General features: G+C 73.4%; 18 protein-coding genes. 4 read left to right on the top strand and 14 right to left on the bottom strand.

Going from position 1 to position 18,171, the window contains the following annotated elements:
- The first annotated feature begins 9 nt into the window (after positions 1–9).
- Positions 10–987 (top strand): aldo/keto reductase, encoded by a 978-nt coding sequence (locus tag ACIBIW_RS16695; RefSeq protein WP_399336603.1) that lies wholly within the window; start codon positions 10–12, stop codon positions 985–987.
- 41 nt (positions 988–1,028) lie between these two features.
- Here the strand turns inward: ACIBIW_RS16695 and ACIBIW_RS16690 are convergent, their stop codons facing one another.
- Positions 1,029–2,165, bottom strand: coding sequence for a cupin domain-containing protein (locus tag ACIBIW_RS16690; protein WP_399336601.1), 1,137 nt, complete (start codon positions 2,163–2,165; stop codon positions 1,029–1,031).
- A 231-nt stretch (positions 2,166–2,396) separates the two neighbouring features.
- The gene (locus tag ACIBIW_RS16685; protein ID WP_399336599.1) at positions 2,397–3,260 is read right to left on the bottom strand and encodes an IclR family transcriptional regulator; all 864 of its coding nucleotides are present in this window, start codon (positions 3,258–3,260) and stop codon (positions 2,397–2,399) included.
- A gap of 280 nt (positions 3,261–3,540) precedes the next feature.
- On the opposite strand from ACIBIW_RS16685, the gene ACIBIW_RS16680 reads away from it, so the two are divergent.
- Positions 3,541–4,776, top strand: a complete 1,236-nt coding sequence (locus tag ACIBIW_RS16680; RefSeq protein ID WP_399336597.1) for a helix-turn-helix domain-containing protein — start codon at positions 3,541–3,543, stop codon at positions 4,774–4,776.
- 14 nt (positions 4,777–4,790) lie between these two features.
- On the top strand, positions 4,791–5,396 hold the full coding sequence (locus ACIBIW_RS16675; protein ID WP_399336595.1) for a hypothetical protein: 606 nt from the start codon (positions 4,791–4,793) through the stop codon (positions 5,394–5,396).
- Between the two features lie 61 nt (positions 5,397–5,457).
- On the opposite strand, the gene ACIBIW_RS16670 is transcribed toward ACIBIW_RS16675, so the two are convergent.
- Positions 5,458–5,979 carry a carboxymuconolactone decarboxylase family protein gene (locus ACIBIW_RS16670; RefSeq protein WP_399336593.1) on the bottom strand — a complete coding sequence of 174 codons (522 nt, stop codon included), beginning with the start codon at positions 5,977–5,979 and terminating at the stop codon, positions 5,458–5,460.
- Positions 5,980–6,281: 302 nt separating this feature from the next.
- Here ACIBIW_RS16670 and ACIBIW_RS16665 point away from each other — a divergent pair, with 302 nt between their 5' ends.
- Positions 6,282–7,286, top strand: coding sequence for an RNA polymerase sigma-70 factor (locus ACIBIW_RS16665; RefSeq protein ID WP_399336742.1), 1,005 nt, complete (start codon positions 6,282–6,284; stop codon positions 7,284–7,286).
- Here ACIBIW_RS16665 and ACIBIW_RS16660 read toward each other — a convergent pair.
- The 11 genes from ACIBIW_RS16660 to ACIBIW_RS16610 all read right to left on the bottom strand — a co-directional run bounded on the left by ACIBIW_RS16660 (position 7,273) and on the right by ACIBIW_RS16610 (position 18,007).
- A complete protein-coding gene (locus ACIBIW_RS16660; protein ID WP_399336591.1) occupies positions 7,273–8,442 on the bottom strand; it encodes an alpha-hydroxy acid oxidase in 1,170 nt (389 codons plus the stop codon). The two genes, ACIBIW_RS16665 and ACIBIW_RS16660, sit on opposite strands and share 14 nt — an antisense overlap.
- A complete protein-coding gene (locus ACIBIW_RS16655; RefSeq protein WP_399336589.1) occupies positions 8,439–9,332 on the bottom strand; it encodes an NAD(P)-dependent oxidoreductase in 894 nt (297 codons plus the stop codon). The genes ACIBIW_RS16660 and ACIBIW_RS16655 overlap by 4 nt, the downstream gene beginning before the upstream one ends.
- A gap of 109 nt (positions 9,333–9,441) precedes the next feature.
- Complete coding sequence (locus tag ACIBIW_RS16650) at positions 9,442–10,635, bottom strand: M24 family metallopeptidase (protein ID WP_399336587.1); 1,194 nt, start codon at positions 10,633–10,635, stop codon at positions 9,442–9,444.
- A 50-nt stretch (positions 10,636–10,685) separates the two neighbouring features.
- Positions 10,686–11,519: an ABC transporter ATP-binding protein gene (locus ACIBIW_RS16645; RefSeq protein ID WP_399336585.1), complete on the bottom strand. Its 834-nt coding sequence runs from the start codon at positions 11,517–11,519 to the stop codon at positions 10,686–10,688.
- A 1-nt stretch (position 11,520) separates the two neighbouring features.
- Positions 11,521–12,312: an ABC transporter permease gene (locus ACIBIW_RS16640; RefSeq protein ID WP_399336583.1), complete on the bottom strand. Its 792-nt coding sequence runs from the start codon at positions 12,310–12,312 to the stop codon at positions 11,521–11,523.
- 3 nt (positions 12,313–12,315) lie between these two features.
- On the bottom strand, positions 12,316–13,164 hold the full coding sequence (locus ACIBIW_RS16635; RefSeq protein WP_399336581.1) for an ABC transporter permease: 849 nt from the start codon (positions 13,162–13,164) through the stop codon (positions 12,316–12,318).
- Positions 13,161–14,144: an ABC transporter substrate-binding protein gene (locus tag ACIBIW_RS16630; protein ID WP_399336579.1), complete on the bottom strand. Its 984-nt coding sequence runs from the start codon at positions 14,142–14,144 to the stop codon at positions 13,161–13,163. The genes ACIBIW_RS16635 and ACIBIW_RS16630 overlap by 4 nt, the downstream gene beginning before the upstream one ends.
- 215 nt (positions 14,145–14,359) lie before the next feature.
- Positions 14,360–15,319, bottom strand: coding sequence for an amidohydrolase family protein (locus tag ACIBIW_RS16625; RefSeq protein WP_399336577.1), 960 nt, complete (start codon positions 15,317–15,319; stop codon positions 14,360–14,362).
- A 71-nt stretch (positions 15,320–15,390) separates the two neighbouring features.
- Positions 15,391–16,587: an NAD(P)/FAD-dependent oxidoreductase gene (locus ACIBIW_RS16620; protein WP_399336575.1), complete on the bottom strand. Its 1,197-nt coding sequence runs from the start codon at positions 16,585–16,587 to the stop codon at positions 15,391–15,393.
- Positions 16,584–16,796, bottom strand: coding sequence for a ferredoxin (locus ACIBIW_RS16615; protein WP_399336573.1), 213 nt, complete (start codon positions 16,794–16,796; stop codon positions 16,584–16,586). Before ACIBIW_RS16615 ends, ACIBIW_RS16620 begins: the two co-directional genes overlap by 4 nt.
- A 14-nt stretch (positions 16,797–16,810) precedes the next feature.
- On the bottom strand, positions 16,811–18,007 hold the full coding sequence (locus ACIBIW_RS16610) for a cytochrome P450 (protein WP_399336740.1): 1,197 nt from the start codon (positions 18,005–18,007) through the stop codon (positions 16,811–16,813).
- Between the last annotated feature and the right edge of the window lie 164 nt (positions 18,008–18,171).

The following is an 18,171-nucleotide window of genomic DNA, read 5'->3' as shown; positions in this document are numbered from 1 at the left end:
GAGCGCAGCGTGCCCGAAACCACCCCGATCCTCAGCCGCCTCAGGGAACGCGGGCCCGCGGCCGGTGTGGGACTCGGGCTCGCCGCCGTCGGCAGGCCCGGCTACATCAACCTCGGCCGCGCCGAGGACCTGCCGGACGAGCGCCCCGTCGACGTGATGCGCGAGCGCGCGCACCGGCTGCTCGACGCCGCGTACGAGCAGGGGGTGCGGTACTTCGACGCCGCACGCTCCTACGGCCGCGCCGAGGAGTTCCTCGCCGGCTGGCTGGAGCGGAACCCGGGCCGCGCCGAGGACGTCGTGGTCGGCAGCAAGTGGGGCTACACCTACACCGCCGACTGGCGGGTCGGCGCCGACGTCAACGAGGTCAAGGACCACCACGCCGCCACCTACACCCGCCAGTTGGCGAAGACCAGGGCGCTGCTCGACGGCCACCTGACGTCGTATCAGATCCACTCGCTCACCCTGGAGAGCCCCGCGCTCACCGACCCGGAACTCCACGCCCTCCTCGGCCGACTCCGCGCCGACGGTGTGACGGTGGGGTTCTCCACCAGCGGGCCCCGGCAGGCCGAGACCGTACGGGCGGCGATGGAGATCGAGGTGGACGGCGCACCGCTGTTCGGCTCCGTCCAGGCCACCTGCAACCTGCTGGAACCCTCCGTGGCGCCCGCGCTCGCCGAGGCGCACGACGCGGGGCTCGCCGTCATCGTCAAGGAGGCCATGGCGAACGGGCGGCTCGCCGGTGCGCACGCGCCGCAACCACTGCGCCGCGCCGCCGAGGAGCAGGGCGCGGCGCCCGACGCGCTCGCCATCGCCGCCTGGCTGCACAGGCCCTGGACGGACGTGGTGCTCTCCGGAGCCGTAACCACCGGCCAGCTCACCGCCAACCTCCGGGCAACCGAACTGAGTTGGGACCCCACGTCGCTCGACGGCCTCGCGGAGCCCGCGGCCGACTACTGGCGGACGCGGGCCGCGCTCCCGTGGACCTGACGCCGCGCCCGGCCGCCTGACGCGGCGTCAGCCCCCGGTACTCACCCCCGCGAGGCGCCCGGAACCTCGGGCGCCCTGAACACCGAGCGCACCTCCTGGTGCTCCTCCAGCGTCTCGTGCCGGTCGAGCCGGAGCGCCTCCATCGCCGGGGCGTCGCTGAGTTGGAACAGGTCGGAGGGCTCGCCCACCTCGTGGTCCACCGCGGCCCAGCTCGGCACCGCGAACATGTCGCCCGCGCGCCAGTCGATGGCGGTGCCGCCGACGACCGAGCGCCCCGACCCGGAGCGCACCACGTACACCGAGCTTCCGGTGGTACGGACGCTCGGGGTGCGGGCGCCCGGCAGTACGCGCTCCATGGCGCAGCGCATGGTGGGCAGCGCGTCGCCGCCCGTGGTGGGGTCGGTGAAGCGAATGCGCGCCGTGCGCTCCCCGGTGGTGTCGAGCAGGCCGCCGAGCGCGGCGTCGGTGTTCTTCCAGCGGTAGACGAGCAGCGGCGAGTGCGCGGGGCGGGACGGCAGCGGGTCGGGCACGACGCCCGCGGCGCCGTGCACCAGTTCGCTGCGGCTGACCGGGGGCGCGGGCTTCTCGGCGTCGAGGTCCAGCTCCTCGCGCGGCTGGAAGAACACCCCGCCGAGGCCCGCCACCATCGGCAGGTCGAGGCCGTCGAACCAGATCATCGGGTCGTCGCTGAGGTTGTGGTGCTCGTGCCAGGCCCACCCGGGCGTCAGCACCAGGTCGCCGGGGCGCATCGAGCACGCGTCGCCGTTGACCATCGTCCACACCCCGGTTCCCTCCAGCACGAACCGCACCGCGCCGGGGCTGTGCCGGTGTGCGGGAGCGCTCTCCCGGGGCCCGAGGAACTGCACCGCGCCCCACAGGGTCTCGGTGGCGTACGGGAGCCCGCCGAGACCGGGGTTGCTCAGCGCGAGCACCCGGCGCTCGCCGCCGCGCTCCACCGGCACCAGGTCGCCGGAGCGGCTCGCGAGCCGGTGCAGCAGGTCCCAGTGCCAGGCCCACGGCACCGAGCGGGGCTTCGGGGTGGGTGTCATCAGCTCGGCGGTCTGGGTCCACAGCGGCTGGAGTTCGTACGCCGCGACCTGCGCGTAGAACGCGGTCAGCTCCGGCGGGTCCCCGGCCGCGGTGCGCGCGGTCTCGTCGCTCTGCTGGAGTTCCGTCATGGCAGTTCCTCCGTGAAGGCGTCGGATGGCGGGCGGGAGCGCGGGGCGGCACCCCGGATTCCGAGGGGCGCACGAAGCGGCCGCCGCCTCTTCACAGTAGGTCCGCGACCCGCGATGCGGAATACATGCCCCCCTCACATTCTTCTCAGCGGAAAAGTGACATCGGCGGGGAGCGGGCGGGCGTGGGGCGGGGGTGTGTGAGAGGGAGGGGGCCGGGGGGCGCGGTGGGGGCTACGCCTCCTCCTCCAGGGCGTTGCCGATCGCCGCCGCCGTCTCCCTGAGGGGGCCCAGAACCGCCGTCACCTGCTGGGAGTTCATCCGCACCGAGGGCGCGGACACCGCGAGCGCGGCCACCGCGACCCGGTCCGCGTCCCGGACGGGCACCGCCACCGCGGTGATGCCCTCCTCCGACTCGCCGTCGTTGAGCGCGTATCCCTGCCCGCGCACCGTGGTCAGCTCCTCGCGGAGCGCGTCGAGGCTGACGATGGTGCGGTCCGTCATCGGCAGCATGTCCTGACCTGCGAAGAGCGCGATCAGTTGGCGGTGCGGCAGCTCGGCGAGCAGCACCTTGCCGCCGGAGACGGTGTGGCTCGGCAGCACCGCGCCCATCCGCACGCTGGTCCGCAGCGGGCGCTCGCCCGGCACACCGCCCACGAAACGGCAGAAGGCGCCTTCGAGCACCACCAGGTTCACCGTCTCGTCGAGCGTCCGCGACAGCCGTGCCACATGTGGCTGGGCGCGGGCGGGCAGGTCGGGCTCGGACTGCCCGGCCTGTGCGATGGCGCGCAGCGCGGGGCCCATCCGGTAGGTGCGGGTGCGGTGGTCCACCGCGACGAAGCCGCGGTAGGCGAGGGTGGACAGCAGCCGGTGCGCGGTGGAGGGGGCCACCCCCAGCTCCTGACTCACATCGGTGACCCGCAGCCGGTGCCGGCCGGGCAGCAGCGCAAGCAGGCGCAGCGCCCTGTCGACCGACTCCAGCGAGTACGCGGGCAGCGGTCCCGCGCCGTTCGCGGCGGGGGCGGCCTGGGCGGCACCGGCCGGTGCGGCGGCGGTCCTCCTACGGCCCGGGGAAGCCTTCCCGTCCTTGGCGGCCATGACCACTCCTTCGCCTCTGCGGAACACGGAACGGCACTCGTTCCGCTCACGGGGCCAACTTACGTGAGGCGGGAGCGGGCCTCCATGGCGAAACGGGCGGGTGGGGAGGCCGGTGAGCCTGGTCGTGCGGCGGTGAGTGCGGTGGCGGGGGAGGGGGCCGGGGGGGGTGTGGGCCACCTCCGGGGAAGAAATCGCAACCAGGTGATAGCGGTAGTTGCGATTTCGGCGGGTGGTTGCGACACTGGCCGGGACGGTGTCGACGGTGAGGGAGGGGGCCGCTGTGGCAGGCGGACTTACGGGGAGAGAAGCGCTGGGGCCGTTGCTGCCGGAAGAGCCCTCGACCCGGGCCGCTAGCGCCGCGGACGTGGGGCGGCGGGTCAGCAGGGCACGAGCGCGCCGCGCGCTCGGGGGCGAGGCGCTCGGCGCCCTCGTCGGTCTCGGCAAGGACCAGATCTCCAAGATCGAGAACGGTCGGCGCAGGATCAGCGTCCGGGAGCTGCCGAAGTTCGCAGAAGCCCTCGGGGTCACGGTCGACCACCTCCTCGGGCGGCCGTCCCGGCCCACCCTGGCCATGGCGCACCGGCTGGCGGGAGGCGCGGGGGACGGGGAGCAGGACAACGCCAGGCGCCGGGCCTTGCAGTTGATGGAGGTGGAGGACGTCCTGGCACAGCGCGCGACACCACCGCCCGCCGCGCCGACCGCGGCGGGACAGCGGGTCTTCGACCACGCACGCGGAGAGATGTCCCGCCGTCCGCGCAACCGCGCCGAGGCGGAGCGGCAGGGGCGGCACCTGGCCCGGCGTGCCCGGCAGGACCTCGGCCTCGGCTCGCATGAGCTGGGGGACCTCCCGGGCCTGATCGAGCGGCACTTCGGGGTCGACGTCGCGTTGTCCCCCCTCGGGACCAGGACGGACGGCCTCTGCGCCCACGGCGAAGGGGTGGCGCTGATCGTCGCCAGCACCGACTTCTCGCCGGGACACGTCCGCTTCACCCTCGCCCACGAGCTGGGCCACCACCTGCTCGGCGACCCCCGGGCCGTCATCAACGAGGGCGAGCCCGACATGTTCGCCGACGATCTCCAGGAGAAGCGGGTGAACGCCTTCGCCGGGCACCTGCTGATGCCGGAGGAGGGCATCAGGGAGACCCTGGGATGGCTGAGCGGCGGTCGCGTCACCGAACGCGGTCTGGTGGCGCTCATGGAGCAGTTCGGCGTCTCCCTCGCCGCGCTGGTCTACCAGCTCTGCGTGCTGGGCCTGATCACGTACGAGCAGAACAGGCTGCTGCGTGGCCAGCGGGTGGGAGACCTCGTCAGGCGCCACGCCTCCGCCGCTCCCACCGGGGCCGGGATCACGGTCAGGCACACCGTGCGCGCGCCGGAGCGGTTGCTCGCCGCGGCGGTCGACGCGGCGCGTCGGCAGCAGGTCGGCCTCGGCCTGGTCGCCACCCTGCTGCAACGCGACGACGATGACGTGCTGTGGGACGCCGTGATGGAAGCGGACTCAGGGGTGCTCACCTGACCCCCGTCGGCGCGGTGCCGGCTCCCGCGCCCGCGAAGCCGTCCGTCTGGTTCGTCGACACCTCGTCCCTGCTGTCCCTCGCCGCCGACGGCAACTTACGCCAGATCGTCATGGACGAACTCGTCCCGCACCGCCGCGTCCTGCTGGACGTCGTGGTCGACGAACTGACGGGCCTCGCGGACCACGGCCCACCGGACACCAGGAGCCTCGCCGGTACCGCCCTCGGACAGGCCGACTGGCTCGGCGAGCCGGTCGACACGGGCGAACTCGCCCCGCCAGCACGGGTCGTGGAGATCCGGGACATCATGCGCGGCGGTCGAAGCCTGCGGCACCCGGCGGAACACTGGGCGGAATCGGTCATCATGGCGGTCGCCGAGCGGCTCCAGCAGGTCGCTCCGTACCTCCTCTGCGAGGACTACGACGCGCGCGTCGAGGCGCTCCACCACAACATCACGCCTTACAGCACCCACAAGCTGCTGGCGCGCATGGTCCAGGACAGCAGCCTCCCCGCCGACAAGGCCGCCGCCGTGGCGGCATCCCTGGAGGCGCTGGGCCGCGGGAAGGACTACACCGCCGCGGAGTTCATATCCGGCCGACTGGGACGGGTCGGCAGGCCCTAGCGGAGTTCCCAGGCCCCCCGTGCCCCGACCCCACCCCCGTAGGGGCCGGGGCGGGATAGGATTAGTCGATCATCGCCGAGAACATCCCCGCCTCGTACGAGCCGCCCTTCTGGTGGACGATGACTGCCAGGCGGTTGGCGGCGTTGATCAGGGCTATCAGGGCTACCAGGGCCGCGATCTGGTCGTCGTCGTAGTGTTCGCGTGCCGCGGACCACGTCTCGTCCGACACGCCCTCGTGGGCGTCCGCGAGGCGGGTGCCCTCCTCGGCCATGGCCAGGGCGGCGCGCTCGGCGGGGGTGTACACCGTGGACTCGCGCCACGTCGCCACCAGGCTGAGCCGCACCGCGCTCTCGCCCGCGGCGGCCGCCTCCTTGGTGTGCATGTCGGCGCACCAGCCGCAGCCGTTGATCTGGCTGGCCCGCAGCGACACCAGTTCCTGGGTGGCACGCGGCAGCGTCGACTGGTGGATCAGCAGCGACGCGTTGGCGAAGCGCTTGGAGAACCTGGCGCCGAGGTCGTTTCCGAACATGTCGAAACGGGGCGCTTCCGGGGTCACGGGGGTCATGGGGGTCGCAGCGGTCATGGGAGGGTCCTCACTGTTCTGGGGATGGGCTGTCCTGGATCGGAGTCCGGCGGTGTTCCGGGTCGTAGGGGCGCTCTCGCCCGGGCCGCGCGGGCTGTCGAACACCAGATGCCGGGCGGCCGCGTGCCGTGACACCGTGGAGGTGTGACCTGTACCACCGGCCGCGGATGTCACAGAACCGCCGTGAGCGGCGTCCCGTGTGCATGAGGCGCGCGGGACGGCCCCCGAAGGGGCAGACGGGAGGATCAGTGGGCACTGGGCGGGACGGGCACGTTGGGGACGGTATGAACGACACAGGCGGCATGGGCGACTTGGGTAATGTGGGAGCCGGGGGCCACCAAGGCGCCGGAGGCGGTGCGGCGGGCTCCGCCGTCGGGGGCGGCGGGGGTGTGGATGTTGCCACCGAGGTGTTCCTCACCCACCGGAACCTGCTGTTCACGGTCGCCTACGAGATGCTCGGCTCGGCGGCCGACGCGGAGGACGTCCTCCAGGAGACCTGGCTGCGCTGGGTGGGCGTCGACCTCGACACCGTGCGGGAGCGGCGCGCGTACCTGGTGCGGATCACCACCCGCCAGGCCCTCGGCCGGCTGCGCACCCTCGGCCGCCGCAAGGAGTCCTACGTCGGCACCTGGCTGCCAGAACCGCTGCTCACCACGCCCGACGTCGCCGAGGACGTCGAACTGGCCGACAGTGTCTCCATGGCGATGCTGCTGGTGCTGGAGACCCTGACCCCGACCGAGCGCGCGGTGTTCGTGCTGCGGGAGGTGTTCGCCCTCGGATACGACGAGATCGCCGAGGCCGTCGGCAAGGCCCCCGCCGCCGTGCGCCAGGTCGCGCATCGGGCGCGGGCCCATGTCGCGGCCCGCAGGCCCCGCGAGGCCGTCACCGCGGGTGAGACCGCGGACGCCCTCGCCGCCTTCCGGCGGGCCGTGGAGACCGGCGACCTACAGCGGCTGCTTGACGTCCTCGCGCCGGACGTCGTCCTCCTCGGCGACGGCGGAGGCGTGCGGCAGTCCCTGCCGCGGCCGGTCGTCGGCGCCGACAAGGTCTCCCGCGTCCTCGACGTCGGAACGGCCAGGATGCGGGAGCTGGGCACCCTGCGGCCCGCACAGGTCAACGGCTGGCCCGCGCTGGTCTTCCACGTGGAAGGCGAACTCGACACCGTCCTCGCGATGCGCATCGACAACGGCCTGGTCACCGGGCTCTACGCGGTACGCAACCCGGAGAAGCTGTCCCACATGGCGCACCCGACCCGGCTGCGCCGGGCGGTCGACACCCCGGGGGACCAGGGGCTCACACCTCGCTAGCCCCCGCCTCGGCGGGCGTCCGCCCCCGCACACCGTCCAGGAGCCGTCCGTCGACGTCGGCGGGGCTCGCACACCCCGTCAGCGCCAGCGCCCGGTCCAGCTCCGACGTCAGCAGCCGCACCACGTGCTCCACCCCGGCCTGCCCGCCCGCCGCCAGGCCGTACAGATACGGTCTGCCGATCAGCACCGCGCGGGCGCCGAGCGCCAGCGCCGCCAGTACGTCGGTGCCGCGGCGCACCCCGCCGTCGAGGAACACCTCCGCGCGGCCCGCCACCTCCGCCACCACCCCGGGCAGCGCGTCCAACGAGGCGGGGGCGCGGTCGAGTTGGCGGCCGCCGTGGTTGGACACCACGATGCCGTCCACCCCGAGGTCCAGCAGCGGCCCGCAGTCCCCGGGACGCAGCACGCCCTTGACGACCAGCGGGCCGCTCCACCGCGCGCGCAGCCACTCCAGGTCGGCGGCCGTCACCGGGTACAAGGTGCGCAGCATGGCCCGCTGCTGGGTATGGGGGCTGACCCGGCCCGCCGCCGAGCCGCGCCGCGCCAACTCGCCCCGTACCAGGCCCGCCGCCCACACCGGCCGGGTCGCGCAGTGCGCGAGGGTGCGCGGGCCGAAGCGCATCGGGAGGGAGAAGCCGCTCCTGCGGTCCCGCTCGCGGTTGCCGAAGACCGCGCTGTCCACCGTCACCACCAGCACCCGGTACCCGGCCGCCCGCACCCTGTGCAGCAGCGCCCGTACCGCCTCCCGGTCGTGCCACAGATAGAGCTGGAACCACCGCTCGGGCGCCGACACCGCGGCCGTCGCCTCCAGGGGGTAACTGCCCACCATGGCCTGCACATACGCCGTGCCGGTGGCCGCCGCGGCGCGGGCCACCGCGAGTTCGGCCTCCCGGTGCAGCACCCGGGCGGCGCCGGTCGGCGCCAGCAGCACCGGGGTGGCGAGCCGCTGCCCGAACACCTCCACCGACGTGTCCCGCCCGCCGGGGGCCGCGAGCGCGCTCGGCAGCAGCCGCAGCCGCCGGAACGCCGCCACGTTGCGGCGCAGGGTGACCTCGTCCTCCGCGCCGCCCTCCACCACGTCCGCCACCGGGCGCGGCAGCCGCCGCAGCGCCAGCGCCCGTACGTCCGCCACGTTGACCGCCCCGCGCACCCTCACCGCGCCCCGCCCCCCTCGGCCGCGTAGCGGCGCAGCGCTCCGGCCGCCGCAAGCACCGCGCGCCGTCTGCCCTGCCGGGTGGCGCCCGCGATGTGCGGGGACACCACACACCCCGGCGCCCGCCACAGCGGATGGTCCCCGGGCAGCGGCTCGGGGTCCGTGACGTCGAGGACCGCGAGCAGCCGGCCCGCGACCACCTCCGCGGTCAGCGCCGCGGTGTCCAGCACGGGGCCGCGCGCCGCGTTCACCACCACCGCGCCGTCCGGCAGCCGCTTCAGCACCTCCGCGCCGACCAGGCCCACCGTCTCCGGGGTGGCGGGCACCAGCAGCACCAACGCATCGGTCTCCGCGGCCAGTTCAGGCAGCCGGGCGACCGGCTCCACCCCCTCACGTGCGGTGCGCGCCACCAGTGTCACCCGCACCCCGAGCCCGGTGAGCAGGTCGCGCGCCGCGCGCCCCACGGAGCCCGCGCCCACCACCACCGCCCTGCTGCCGTACAGCTCCGTGCTCTCCGTACGGCGCCAGCGGGCGCGGTGCTGGTCGCGGGCGGCGGGCAGCAGCCCGCTCGCGAGGCCGAGCAGCGCGGACGCCACCCACTCCGCGACCCCGTTGTCCCTGCTCCCGGCCGGGCGCGCGAGCCGTACCCCGGGCGGCAGATGGGGTGCGAGCCAGTCGGTGCCGACGACGAGGGTGTGCACGAGGCGCAGCGCGCGCATGCCGGCGAGGGCGGGGAGCAGGTCCGTACGGGTGTGGTCCAGGACCAGGAACTCGACGGCGTCGAGCACCGCGTCCGCCGCCCCGGGTTCCGGGAGCGCGACCGCCCGCGCCCGCCCGGGGGCGGCGGCACCGAGCGCGCCGAGCGCATCGCCAGGACCGGCCGCCACCACCACCCCCCGCGCACCACCCACCCCGGCCGAACCCGTCCGACCCGTGCCTGCCCCACCCGAGCCCGCCCCACCCGCACCCGTCCGACCCGGACCCCTCTCACCCCGCCCCATCTCAGCCCAGCACCGCCAACGCCTTGTCGAAGCGGTGCAGTTCCTCCACCCCGTCGGCGCCGATGATGACGTTGTCGCAGACCCAGTGGCAGAAGCCGTCGAGGTTGTAGCGGGGGTGGCAGGCGATGTTCATACCGGCGCTGAGCGGCATGTCGTCCTCCGCCCTGATCAACGGCCGCTCCACCAGGTCGGTGCCCTGGCCGTGGCAGTGCAGTCGCAGCTCCTCGGGGCGCCCGTTGTCCCGCAGGAAGGCGTTGTACTCGGACCAGACGTCCGCGGGGCGGGCGCCGGGGCGCAGCAGGCCGTAGCAGAACCGCTGCGCCCGCAGGCAGAACTCGTACTCCTCGGCGACCCGTTCCGGCACCTCGCCGACGATGCCGGAGCGGCCGATCTCGGTGTACATCCCGCCGGGCCCGTTGACCTCCACCATCAGATGGAACGCGTCGCCCTCTCGGATCACCCGGTGCTGGCTGTGCGGGTGGGCGATGCGCCCCGGGGTGCCGAGCGGGGTGGAGGCGCACCAGTAGATGCCCTGCTCGCTGCCGAGGCCGTGCGCGGTGTGCTGGGCGACGGCGGCGATGTCGCTGTCCCTGAGGCCCGGTTCCACCGCCTTGAACGCGGCCTCGATGGCGGCGTCCTGGAGCTTCGCGGTGGCCCTGACCAGGTCGAGTTCCTCCGCGGACTTCACCGCGCGCACCACGTCGACGACGTCGGCCGCCTCCGAGAAGCGGGCCGCGTGCAGATGGCGGCGCAGGTGGTCGCCGAACGCCATCGGGATGGTGGCGGTGCCCACCCAGCCGATGTGCCCGCCCGCCCATGGCCGCAGCGCGTCCAGGGCCATGTCGGCCGCGTCGTGCCGGGTGTAGGCGGCGGACGCCATGAAGGGGCTCGCCATCGCCCTGCCCACACCGCGCAGTACGGGGTCGGCCTCGGGGGCGATCCGCAGGTCCTCGCCGCGGGCGCCGTGCCTGATGAGGGTCATCGGCTCCTCGCGGGGGAAGACGACGGTGACCGGATAGCCGTTGGTGGCGGGGATGTCGGTGAGGTAGCGGATGTAGCCGCCGACGTAGTCGTTGCTGGTCTGCGCCACCAGCACATCGATGCCCCGGTGGGCCATGCCCGCCCTGACGGCGCGCCAGCGGCGCTCCAACTCCGCTGTGCTGACGGGGTGGTTGAGCCGTTCCGAGAGTTCCACGCGGTTCTCCGTAGCGTCGCTGCCGTCGGTTTCTGCTGCCCTGGCCCCGCTCATACGGGCGTCGAAGCGGCGCCGTCGGCCGCGCCGCCAGCCGCGGCACCCCCGGCACCCCCGGCGCCGCCGGACTCGCTGATCAGCTTCAGCACCTCGGTGCGCAGCTCCGTGAAGCGGGGCAGTGCCTTGGTGCCCACCTGGCTGCGCGGCCTGGGCAGGTCCACATCGATGATCTTGCGGACGGTGGTGGGTCTGCCGGACATCACGACGACCCGGTCGCCGAGGTAGGCCGCCTCGTCGATGTCGTGGGTGACGAGCACGATCGTCAGGTTGGCCTCGTGCCGCACCCGCAGCACCAGGTCCTCCAGGTCGGCCCGGGTCTGGGCGTCCACCGAGGCGAACGGCTCGTCCATGATGAGGAACTGCGGCCGGTACGCGATGGCCCTGGCGATGGCCACCCGCTGCTGCATACCGCCGGACAACTGCCAGGGGTAGTGGTCGCCGAAGCCCTCCAACCCGACTTCGGCGAGGGCCTGTTCGACCGCGGCGCGGCGCTCGCCACGGTCCCTGATCTTGTTCTTCAGCGGGATGGCCACGTTCCGCGCCACCTTCGACCAGGGCATCAGGGAGCGGCTGTAGTCCTGGAAGACACAGGCGATCTCCGGCGGCGGGCTGTCCACGAGGCGCCCGGAGCCGGTCAGCACCACCCGGCCCCCGGTGCGCGGCAGCAGCCCCGACAGGCACCGCAGCAGCGTCGTCTTGCCCGCCCCCGAGGGCCCGACGATGCTGACGAACTCGCCCTCGCGGACGGTGAAGGTGATGTCCCTGAGCACTTCGAGGGTGCTGCCCCGGACGTCGTACGACTTCTGGAGGTGTTCCACGGTCAGCATGTCAGCTCCCCTGCTCCTTGGTGTACCAGCGCAGCAACCGCCGCTCGACGAGGACGAAGGCACCGTTGAAGAGCACGCCCAGGATTCCCAGCAGCAGCATGCCCGCCCACATCTCGGACACCTGGAAGCTCTGCTGGGCCTGGAGCGTGACGAACCCGATCCCGCTGGTGGCGGCGGTCAGCTCGGTGACCACCATCATCACGAACGAGACACTGAGCGCGATCCGCATCCCGGCCAGGATGTTCGGCGCCGCCGCGGGCAGTTGCACGAGCAGCACCCGCTGGGCCCTGGTCAGCCGGTAGGAGCGGGCGGTGTCCTCCAGCTCCCTGCCCACCGCGCGCACCCCGTCGACGGTGTTCAGCAGCACGGGGAAGACGGTGACGAACGCGGTCAGGGCGATCTTCGGGGCGTTGCCGATGCCGAGGAGCACGATGCCCACCGGCACCAGCGCGGTCGCGGGAAGCGCCCGCAGGAACTGGAGCGCAGGTTCGAAGGCGCGGCGCAGCACGGGCAGCCGCCCCAGCGGCACCCCGAGGCCAACGCCGACCACCACCGCGAGGGCGTACCCCGCGAGCATCCGCCCCAGGCTCGGCAGGATGTCGGAGCCGAAGCGGTCGAAGAGCCACAGGTCACGGAAGGACGTCACGATCGACTTCAGCGAAGGCCAGAACGGTGAGGTGCTGTCCAGCGACACGAACCACCACACGAGCAGCAGCGCCACCGGCACGATCAGCGACACCAGCCACCTGGCCGTCCTGCGGCCGAGCGCCTTCGAGGTGTGCGGCATGGCCATGGGTCAGCCCTCCCGGTACGAGACGTGCCAGCGCAGCCACCGGCGTTCGAGCAGGCGCAGGCCGACGTCCACCAGCACCCCGAGCACGCCGACCACGAAGACCAGCGCGTACATCCGCGGATACACGGCGTTGGAGGCGTACACCTGGATGTCGGCGCCGAGCCCGCGCACCGACGAGATGATCTCCACGGCGACCACCACGACCAGGACGTGCGAGGCGGCGATGCGCACCCCGGTCGCCACGAACGGGGTCACGGTGGGCAGCACCACGTGCAGCAGCCGCTGGCGCCCGGTCAGCCCGAACACCCGCGCCGAGTCCCGCAGCACCCCGTCCATGCCGCTGACGCCGTAGTACGCCTGGAACAGCGTCGGCCACAGCGCGCCCACCGCGCCGAGCAGCGTCGCCACCCGGGGCGTGGCGCCGAGCAGCAGGAGCAGCAGCGGCAGGTACACCACCGCGGGCACGAACCGCAGGAAGTCCAGCACGTAGTGGAGCAGCCGGTGCAGCAGCGGCACCGCGCCCACCGTGATGCCGAGCGCGATCCCGGCCACCGCGCCGAAGGCGAGCCCCACCGCGGCCTGTTCGAGGGTGGCCAGCAGCGCGTGCACGAAGGGCTTCTCCGGCGCCAGTTCGAGGAAGGCGTCCGCGATCCCGGTGACCGGCGGTATCTCCTCGGGCAGCGCCCCGGTGCGGGCCAGCAGCTCCCACAGCGCGAGGATCGCGGCGGTGGTGGCCCAGGGCAGCGCGCGCAGGAACCACAGCCGGGCGCGCTCCCGCTCGGCGGCCGGTACTGCCCGCGGCGCCGGTGCCGGGGCCGCGGTCAGCTCCGCGGCGGTCGTCCGGCCGCTCATGGCGCCACGTACGTCTCGTACTGCGGCGCGGAGTCCACCACGCCGTACTTCACCGTGAAGGACGCTTCCTTCTCGATCACCTTTCGGCTCACCAGCGAGGTGTACGCCGGCAGGGGCGCCGTCGACACCAGCTTCGGGTCGGCGCCGGTCTGCTCGACCGCCGCCGCGCGCGTCTCCTCGGGATGCGCGTTGGCGTACTCACTGGACTGCTGCACCGCCTTGCGCCACCTTTCCACGATGCCTGGGTGGTCCTTGATGAACGTGCGGGACATGAAGAAGACCGTGTTGTCGGCCGAGGGGTCGTCGAAGGCGACGGCGGGGGAGTCCCCGATGTCGCGGTAGCCGCTCTGCCTGAGCGAGGTGGCGTAGGGCTGCGCGGTGCTGATGGCGTCGACCTTGCCCTGCTTGAGGGCGGTGACCTGGTCGGGGAAGGCGAGCTGCACCAGCTTCACCTTGGCGGGGTCGCCGCCGTCCTTGCGGATGGCCTCCCTGATCCAGAACTCCCAGCAGCACTTCAGGGAGTTCACGGCGACCGTCCTGCCCTCCAGGTCCCTGAAGGACCTGACGGGGCTCTTGCCCGCCACCATCGTCTGGTACTGCGCCCCGTCGTCCGAGGGGCGGTCGGCGACCGAGCCCGACACGATCGTCACCGGGATCTTCGAGGCCGCGGCGATGATCACCGGCGAGATGCCGCCGAGCGCCACCTGCTGCTGGCCGTTGATGACCTGGGTGATGGCCCCGGCCCCCGTGCCCGCGTGGGCGAGGGTGAGGTCGATGCCGTTCTGCTGGAAGAAACCGTGTTTGGCGCCGACGATCACCGCCGTCGACGACTGCGAGGCTGCCACCCCCGCGGTGATGGACACGAGACCGTCGTCCGAGCCACCGCCCAGGCTGTTCGTGCCGCTCAGCGCGCCGCAGCCGGAGAGCAGCAGGGTGAGCCCCGCCAGCAGCAGACAGGCCGCCTTTCGCGTTCGTGTCACATTGGCTCCGTTTCGTCGCTGAAACGAGTCAGGACTCCCGTGTCGCACGGGGCCCTGAAGACCCGGGAGGTCGGGGTGGGGCCCGCTCGGAAAAAGTTGGTATGCGTACGATTCGCGTCGCGGTGGGCGTGCCCGGCGGTGTGCCGGTGGGGGTGTGCGCGTGGGTGTGTCTGTGTCTGTGCCTGTACGTGTACGTGGGCGTGGGGGAGTGGCGGCTAGGCCGCGTCGCCCCGTGCCGCCGTACCACCCCCGATGCCGGGCAGCAGGGCCAGCGCGTTGCCGCGGTTGACCGCGGCGCGCTGCTCGTCCGTGAGCCCGTAGGAGTCGAGCTGGGCGGTGAAGTACTGGGCGTTGTCGCCGCGCGCGTACGGCCAGTCGCTGCCGTACAGCACCCGGGAGGGGCCGGCGAACTCCAGCAGGGTGGGCAGGGTGTCGTGCCCCGCGGACAGCGCGGTGTCGAACCAGAAGGAGCGCAGGTCCGCGAGGAAGTCCTCCCGGGTGGTGGTGTGCCCGCCCGCGCCCTCGGTGAGGCTCGCGATCCGGTGCGCCGCGTACGGCACGAACCCGCCCGCGTGCGACAGGATCATCCGCAGCCGCGGGTACCGCGCCACCACCCCGTGCCGCACCAGGTTGAGCGCGGCGCGGGTGGTGTCCAGCAGGAAGTCGGCGCTGAACGGCGGCACTCCCGGCACCGGCGGCCCGGGCGGCGCCGTCGGGTGGACGAACACCACCGCGCCGCGCCTGTCCAGCTCGGCGAACAGCGGCTCGAAGTGCGGGTCGCCGAGGTACACACCGCCGTAGTTGGCGAGCAGGATCACCCCGTCCGCACTCAACTCGTCGAGCGCGTAGGACAGTTCGTCGAGCGAGCCGTCGACGTCCGGCAGCGGCAGGGAGGCGAAGAGGCCGAAGCGCCCCGGGTGGTCCCGCGCCAGGCCCGCGCCGTACTCGTTGACCTCGCGGGCCAGCCGCCGCGCCGCCCGGTCGTCGCCCAGGTGCACCCCCGGCCTGCCGACCGACACCACGGCGGTGTCGATGCGGAGTTCGTCGAGGAGTCCGACCGCCGCCGGGCTCCACCGCGGTGTGGACTGCCCGCCGAAGTAGCCGTCGGCCGCCAGCGCCGCCGCCCACACCGGGGGGACGATGTGATGGTGTGTGTCGATGCGTCCCGTGCTCATCGCGTCCCTTTCCTCGCTGCACTGCGCCGGTGTCCCGGCGGGGCCGACCGCCCCGGCGGCCCCGCCGGGGGTCAGTGGTGCCCCGCCCCGCTCGGCTCGGCGGCCCGGGTGCCGAGCAGCCTTCTCGCCCGGGTGAACTGCCGGGCGCTGTTCCAGCCGAGCACCCCCGTCACCACCCCGTCCACGCTGTGGGTGGCGACGAACCGCTCGTCGTCGAGCGACCCCTCGGGGCAGCTCAGCACCCCGCCCTCGGGGAAGGCGCCCACCGCCTGGACGCGCAGCTCCCCGACGTCCGTCCAGAAGAACCGCGAGGGGGTGAACTCCTGCCCGGCGCCGAGCAGGTTGAGCGCCGCGCACCTGCCCTGCTCGGTGGCGTTCATCCGGTGCTCGAAGCGGTGCCTCGCGCCGGTGGCGGGGTCCGGGTTGCTCGCCACGTCGCCCGCGACGTACACCCCGTCCGCCGCCTTGCAGTACGCGTCGCAGCACACCCCGCCGGCCAGGTCGAGCCCGGAGCCGGCGAGCCAGCCGGTCGCGGGCTGTGCCCCCACCGCGGCCACCACCAGGTCGGTGGTGAGTACGGTGCCGTCGTCCAGGTGCACCGCGCGCCTGCCGCCGGGGCCCGCGCCCACGCCCCGTACCCCGGTGCCGAGCCGGAAGGCCACACCGAGCGCCTCGCACGCGGTGCGCACCCGCTGCCCGAGCACCGGCCCGAACTGCCGCACCATCGGGTACGGCAGCGGGTCCACCACGGTCACCTCGCCGCCCAGGGCGCGCGCCGCCGCCGCGATCTCCACGCCGAGGAACCCGGCGCCCACCACGACGGTGTGCCGCGCCATGGGCAGCCGCTCCCGCAGGTCGAGCGCGTCCTCCAGGTCCCGCAGGTAGAGCACCCCCGTGAAGCGCTCCACCGCCCCGAGCCGCCTCGGCCGCACCCCGGTCGCGATCACCAGGCCGTCGTAGCCGACCTCGGCGCCGTCCGCGAGCCGCACCACCCGGCGGGCGGTGTCGAGGCCCGCGGCGCGGGTGCCGAGCCGCAGGTCGAGCCCGAGGTCCCGGTAGCGGTCCGGGGCGCGCAGCGCCAGCCGCTCGGGACCCAAGACGCCCAGCAGGACCTGCTTGGACAGCGGCGGTCTGTCGTACGGCAGATGGCGCTCGGCCCCGACCAGGGTGAGGCGGCCGTCGAAGCCGGACTCCCGCAGCGTCTCCGCCGCGGTCAGACCCGCCGCACCGGCCCCCACGACCGCGATCGCGCGGGGTGGGCCGCTCATGCCGCGCTGCCCGCCACCCGGATCGCCCGCGCGGGGCAGATCCGCTCGGCCGAGCGCACGGCGTCCTCCTCGCCCTCGGGCACGTCGCTGCGCCTGAGGACGACGATGCCGTCGTCGTCGCTCTGGTCGAACACCGAGTCGGCGAGCAGCACACACTGCCCCGACGCGATGCACTTGTCGGGCTCGACCTCCACCTTCAGCTCCGCCATCAGGGTCTTCTCCTTCACCACTCGACGGGCATCGAGAACAGCCCGTAGAACACCATGTGGGTCTTGAACGGCAACTCCTCCACCGGCACCGCGAGCCGCAGCCCCGGCAGCCGCTCGAACAGCGCCGGGTACACCTCCTGAAGCTCCACCCGCGCCAGCGGCTGCCCGAGGCACTGGTGGACGCCGTAGCCGAAGGTGAGGTGGTGGCGGGCCTCGCGGCCGAGGTCGAGCCGGTCGGGGTCGCCGGGGAACGCGTCGGGATCGCGGTTGGCGGAGTCGTTGGCCGCCACCACCGGCTCCCCGGCGCGCACCAACTGCCCGGCGACCTCGACGTCCGCCGTCGCCACCCGCCTGCGCCCGAAGTGGGTGATGGTGAGGTAGCGCAGCAGCTCCTCGACCGCGTTCGCCACCCTGGGCGCCGAGGTGTCCGCCCTGAGGGCGGCGAGCTGGCCGGGGTTCTCCAGCAGTGCGAGGGTGCCGAGCGCGATCATGTTGGCGGTGGTCTCGTGCCCGGCGCCGAGCAGCAGCCTGAGCATGTTCAGCAGTTGGTCGCGGTCGATGGCGCCGGTCCGCTCCACCTCGATGAGATGGCTGATCACGTCCTCGGCGGGCTCGGCCGCCTTCCGCTCCACCAGGCCCCGCAGGTACTCGCGCATCTCCTCGTACGCCTGGAGGGCCTCCTCGGGCCCCGTCTCGCCGGAGACGAGCAGGCCGCTCTGGTACTGGAAGAACTCGTGGTCCTCGTACGGCACCCCCAGCAGCTCCGAGATGACCGAGGAGGTGACGGGCAGTGCGAGTCCTGTGACCAGGTCGGCGGGGCGCGGGCGGGCGGTGAACTCGTCGAGGAGCCGCTGTACGTGGTCCCGGATGCGGGGCCGCAGCGCCTCCACCCGCTTGATCATGAAGTCCCTGGTGAGCATGCGGCGGTGCACCGCGTGCTCCGGGTCGTCCATGTTGAGGAACGTCGGGTGCTTCTGCCGGGTCGCGGCCACCCCCGCGCTGTGGCTGGGGAAGCCGGGGGCGTTCATGTCGGAGCTGAACCGCGGGTCGGACAGCACCTCGCGGACGTCGTCGTAGCGGGTCACCAGCCACGCGATCTTGCCGTCCCAGAGCCTGACCTTGCTGATCGGCTCCTGCTCGCGCAGCGTGCTGAACTCGGCCGGAGGGTCGAAGGGGCAGCCCGTGGGCCGCTTGAGGGGATACTCGGGTATCTCTTTCGTAGCGATGACGCACCTCTGGCTCGGGTAGTGCGGTCGGGAAGAGCGCCGTCTCAGGCGACATCATGAGCGCGCGGCGGCGGAAAGACCATCCGTATACGTACTTTATTTACGGGGCCGTGGTGTGGTCCGCCCGTGCGGGGCGGTCCCCGCGGGCG

Origin of the sequence: Streptomyces sp. NPDC050560, assembly GCF_044457285.1 — a bacterium.
In the GTDB taxonomy this organism is placed as follows: Bacteria; Actinomycetota; Actinomycetes; order Streptomycetales; family Streptomycetaceae; genus Streptomyces.
This window is presented reverse-complemented; position numbering and strand designations above follow the sequence as displayed.

Bases quoted from the DNA above. Each gene is read 5' to 3' on its own strand.
- ACIBIW_RS16615 (WP_399336573.1), bottom strand. From the start codon at position 16,796: ATGGCGGAGCTGAAGGTGGAGGTCGAGCCCGACAAGTGCATCGCGTCG.
- ACIBIW_RS16665 (WP_399336742.1), top strand. From the start codon at position 6,282: ATGGGCGACTTGGGTAATGTGGGAGCCGGGGGCCACCAAGGCGCCGGA.
- ACIBIW_RS16645 (WP_399336585.1), bottom strand. From the start codon at position 11,519: ATGCTGACCGTGGAACACCTCCAGAAGTCGTACGACGTCCGGGGCAGC.
- ACIBIW_RS16685 (WP_399336599.1), bottom strand. From the start codon at position 3,260: ATGGCCGCCAAGGACGGGAAGGCTTCCCCGGGCCGTAGGAGGACCGCC.
- ACIBIW_RS16635 (WP_399336581.1), bottom strand. From the start codon at position 13,164: ATGAGCGGCCGGACGACCGCCGCGGAGCTGACCGCGGCCCCGGCACCG.
- ACIBIW_RS16690 (WP_399336601.1), bottom strand. From the start codon at position 2,165: ATGACGGAACTCCAGCAGAGCGACGAGACCGCGCGCACCGCGGCCGGG.
- ACIBIW_RS16640 (WP_399336583.1), bottom strand. From the start codon at position 12,312: ATGGCCATGCCGCACACCTCGAAGGCGCTCGGCCGCAGGACGGCCAGG.
- ACIBIW_RS16625 (WP_399336577.1), bottom strand. From the start codon at position 15,319: ATGAGCACGGGACGCATCGACACACACCATCACATCGTCCCCCCGGTG.
- ACIBIW_RS16620 (WP_399336575.1), bottom strand. From the start codon at position 16,587: ATGAGCGGCCCACCCCGCGCGATCGCGGTCGTGGGGGCCGGTGCGGCG.
- ACIBIW_RS16670 (WP_399336593.1), bottom strand. From the start codon at position 5,979: ATGACCGCTGCGACCCCCATGACCCCCGTGACCCCGGAAGCGCCCCGT.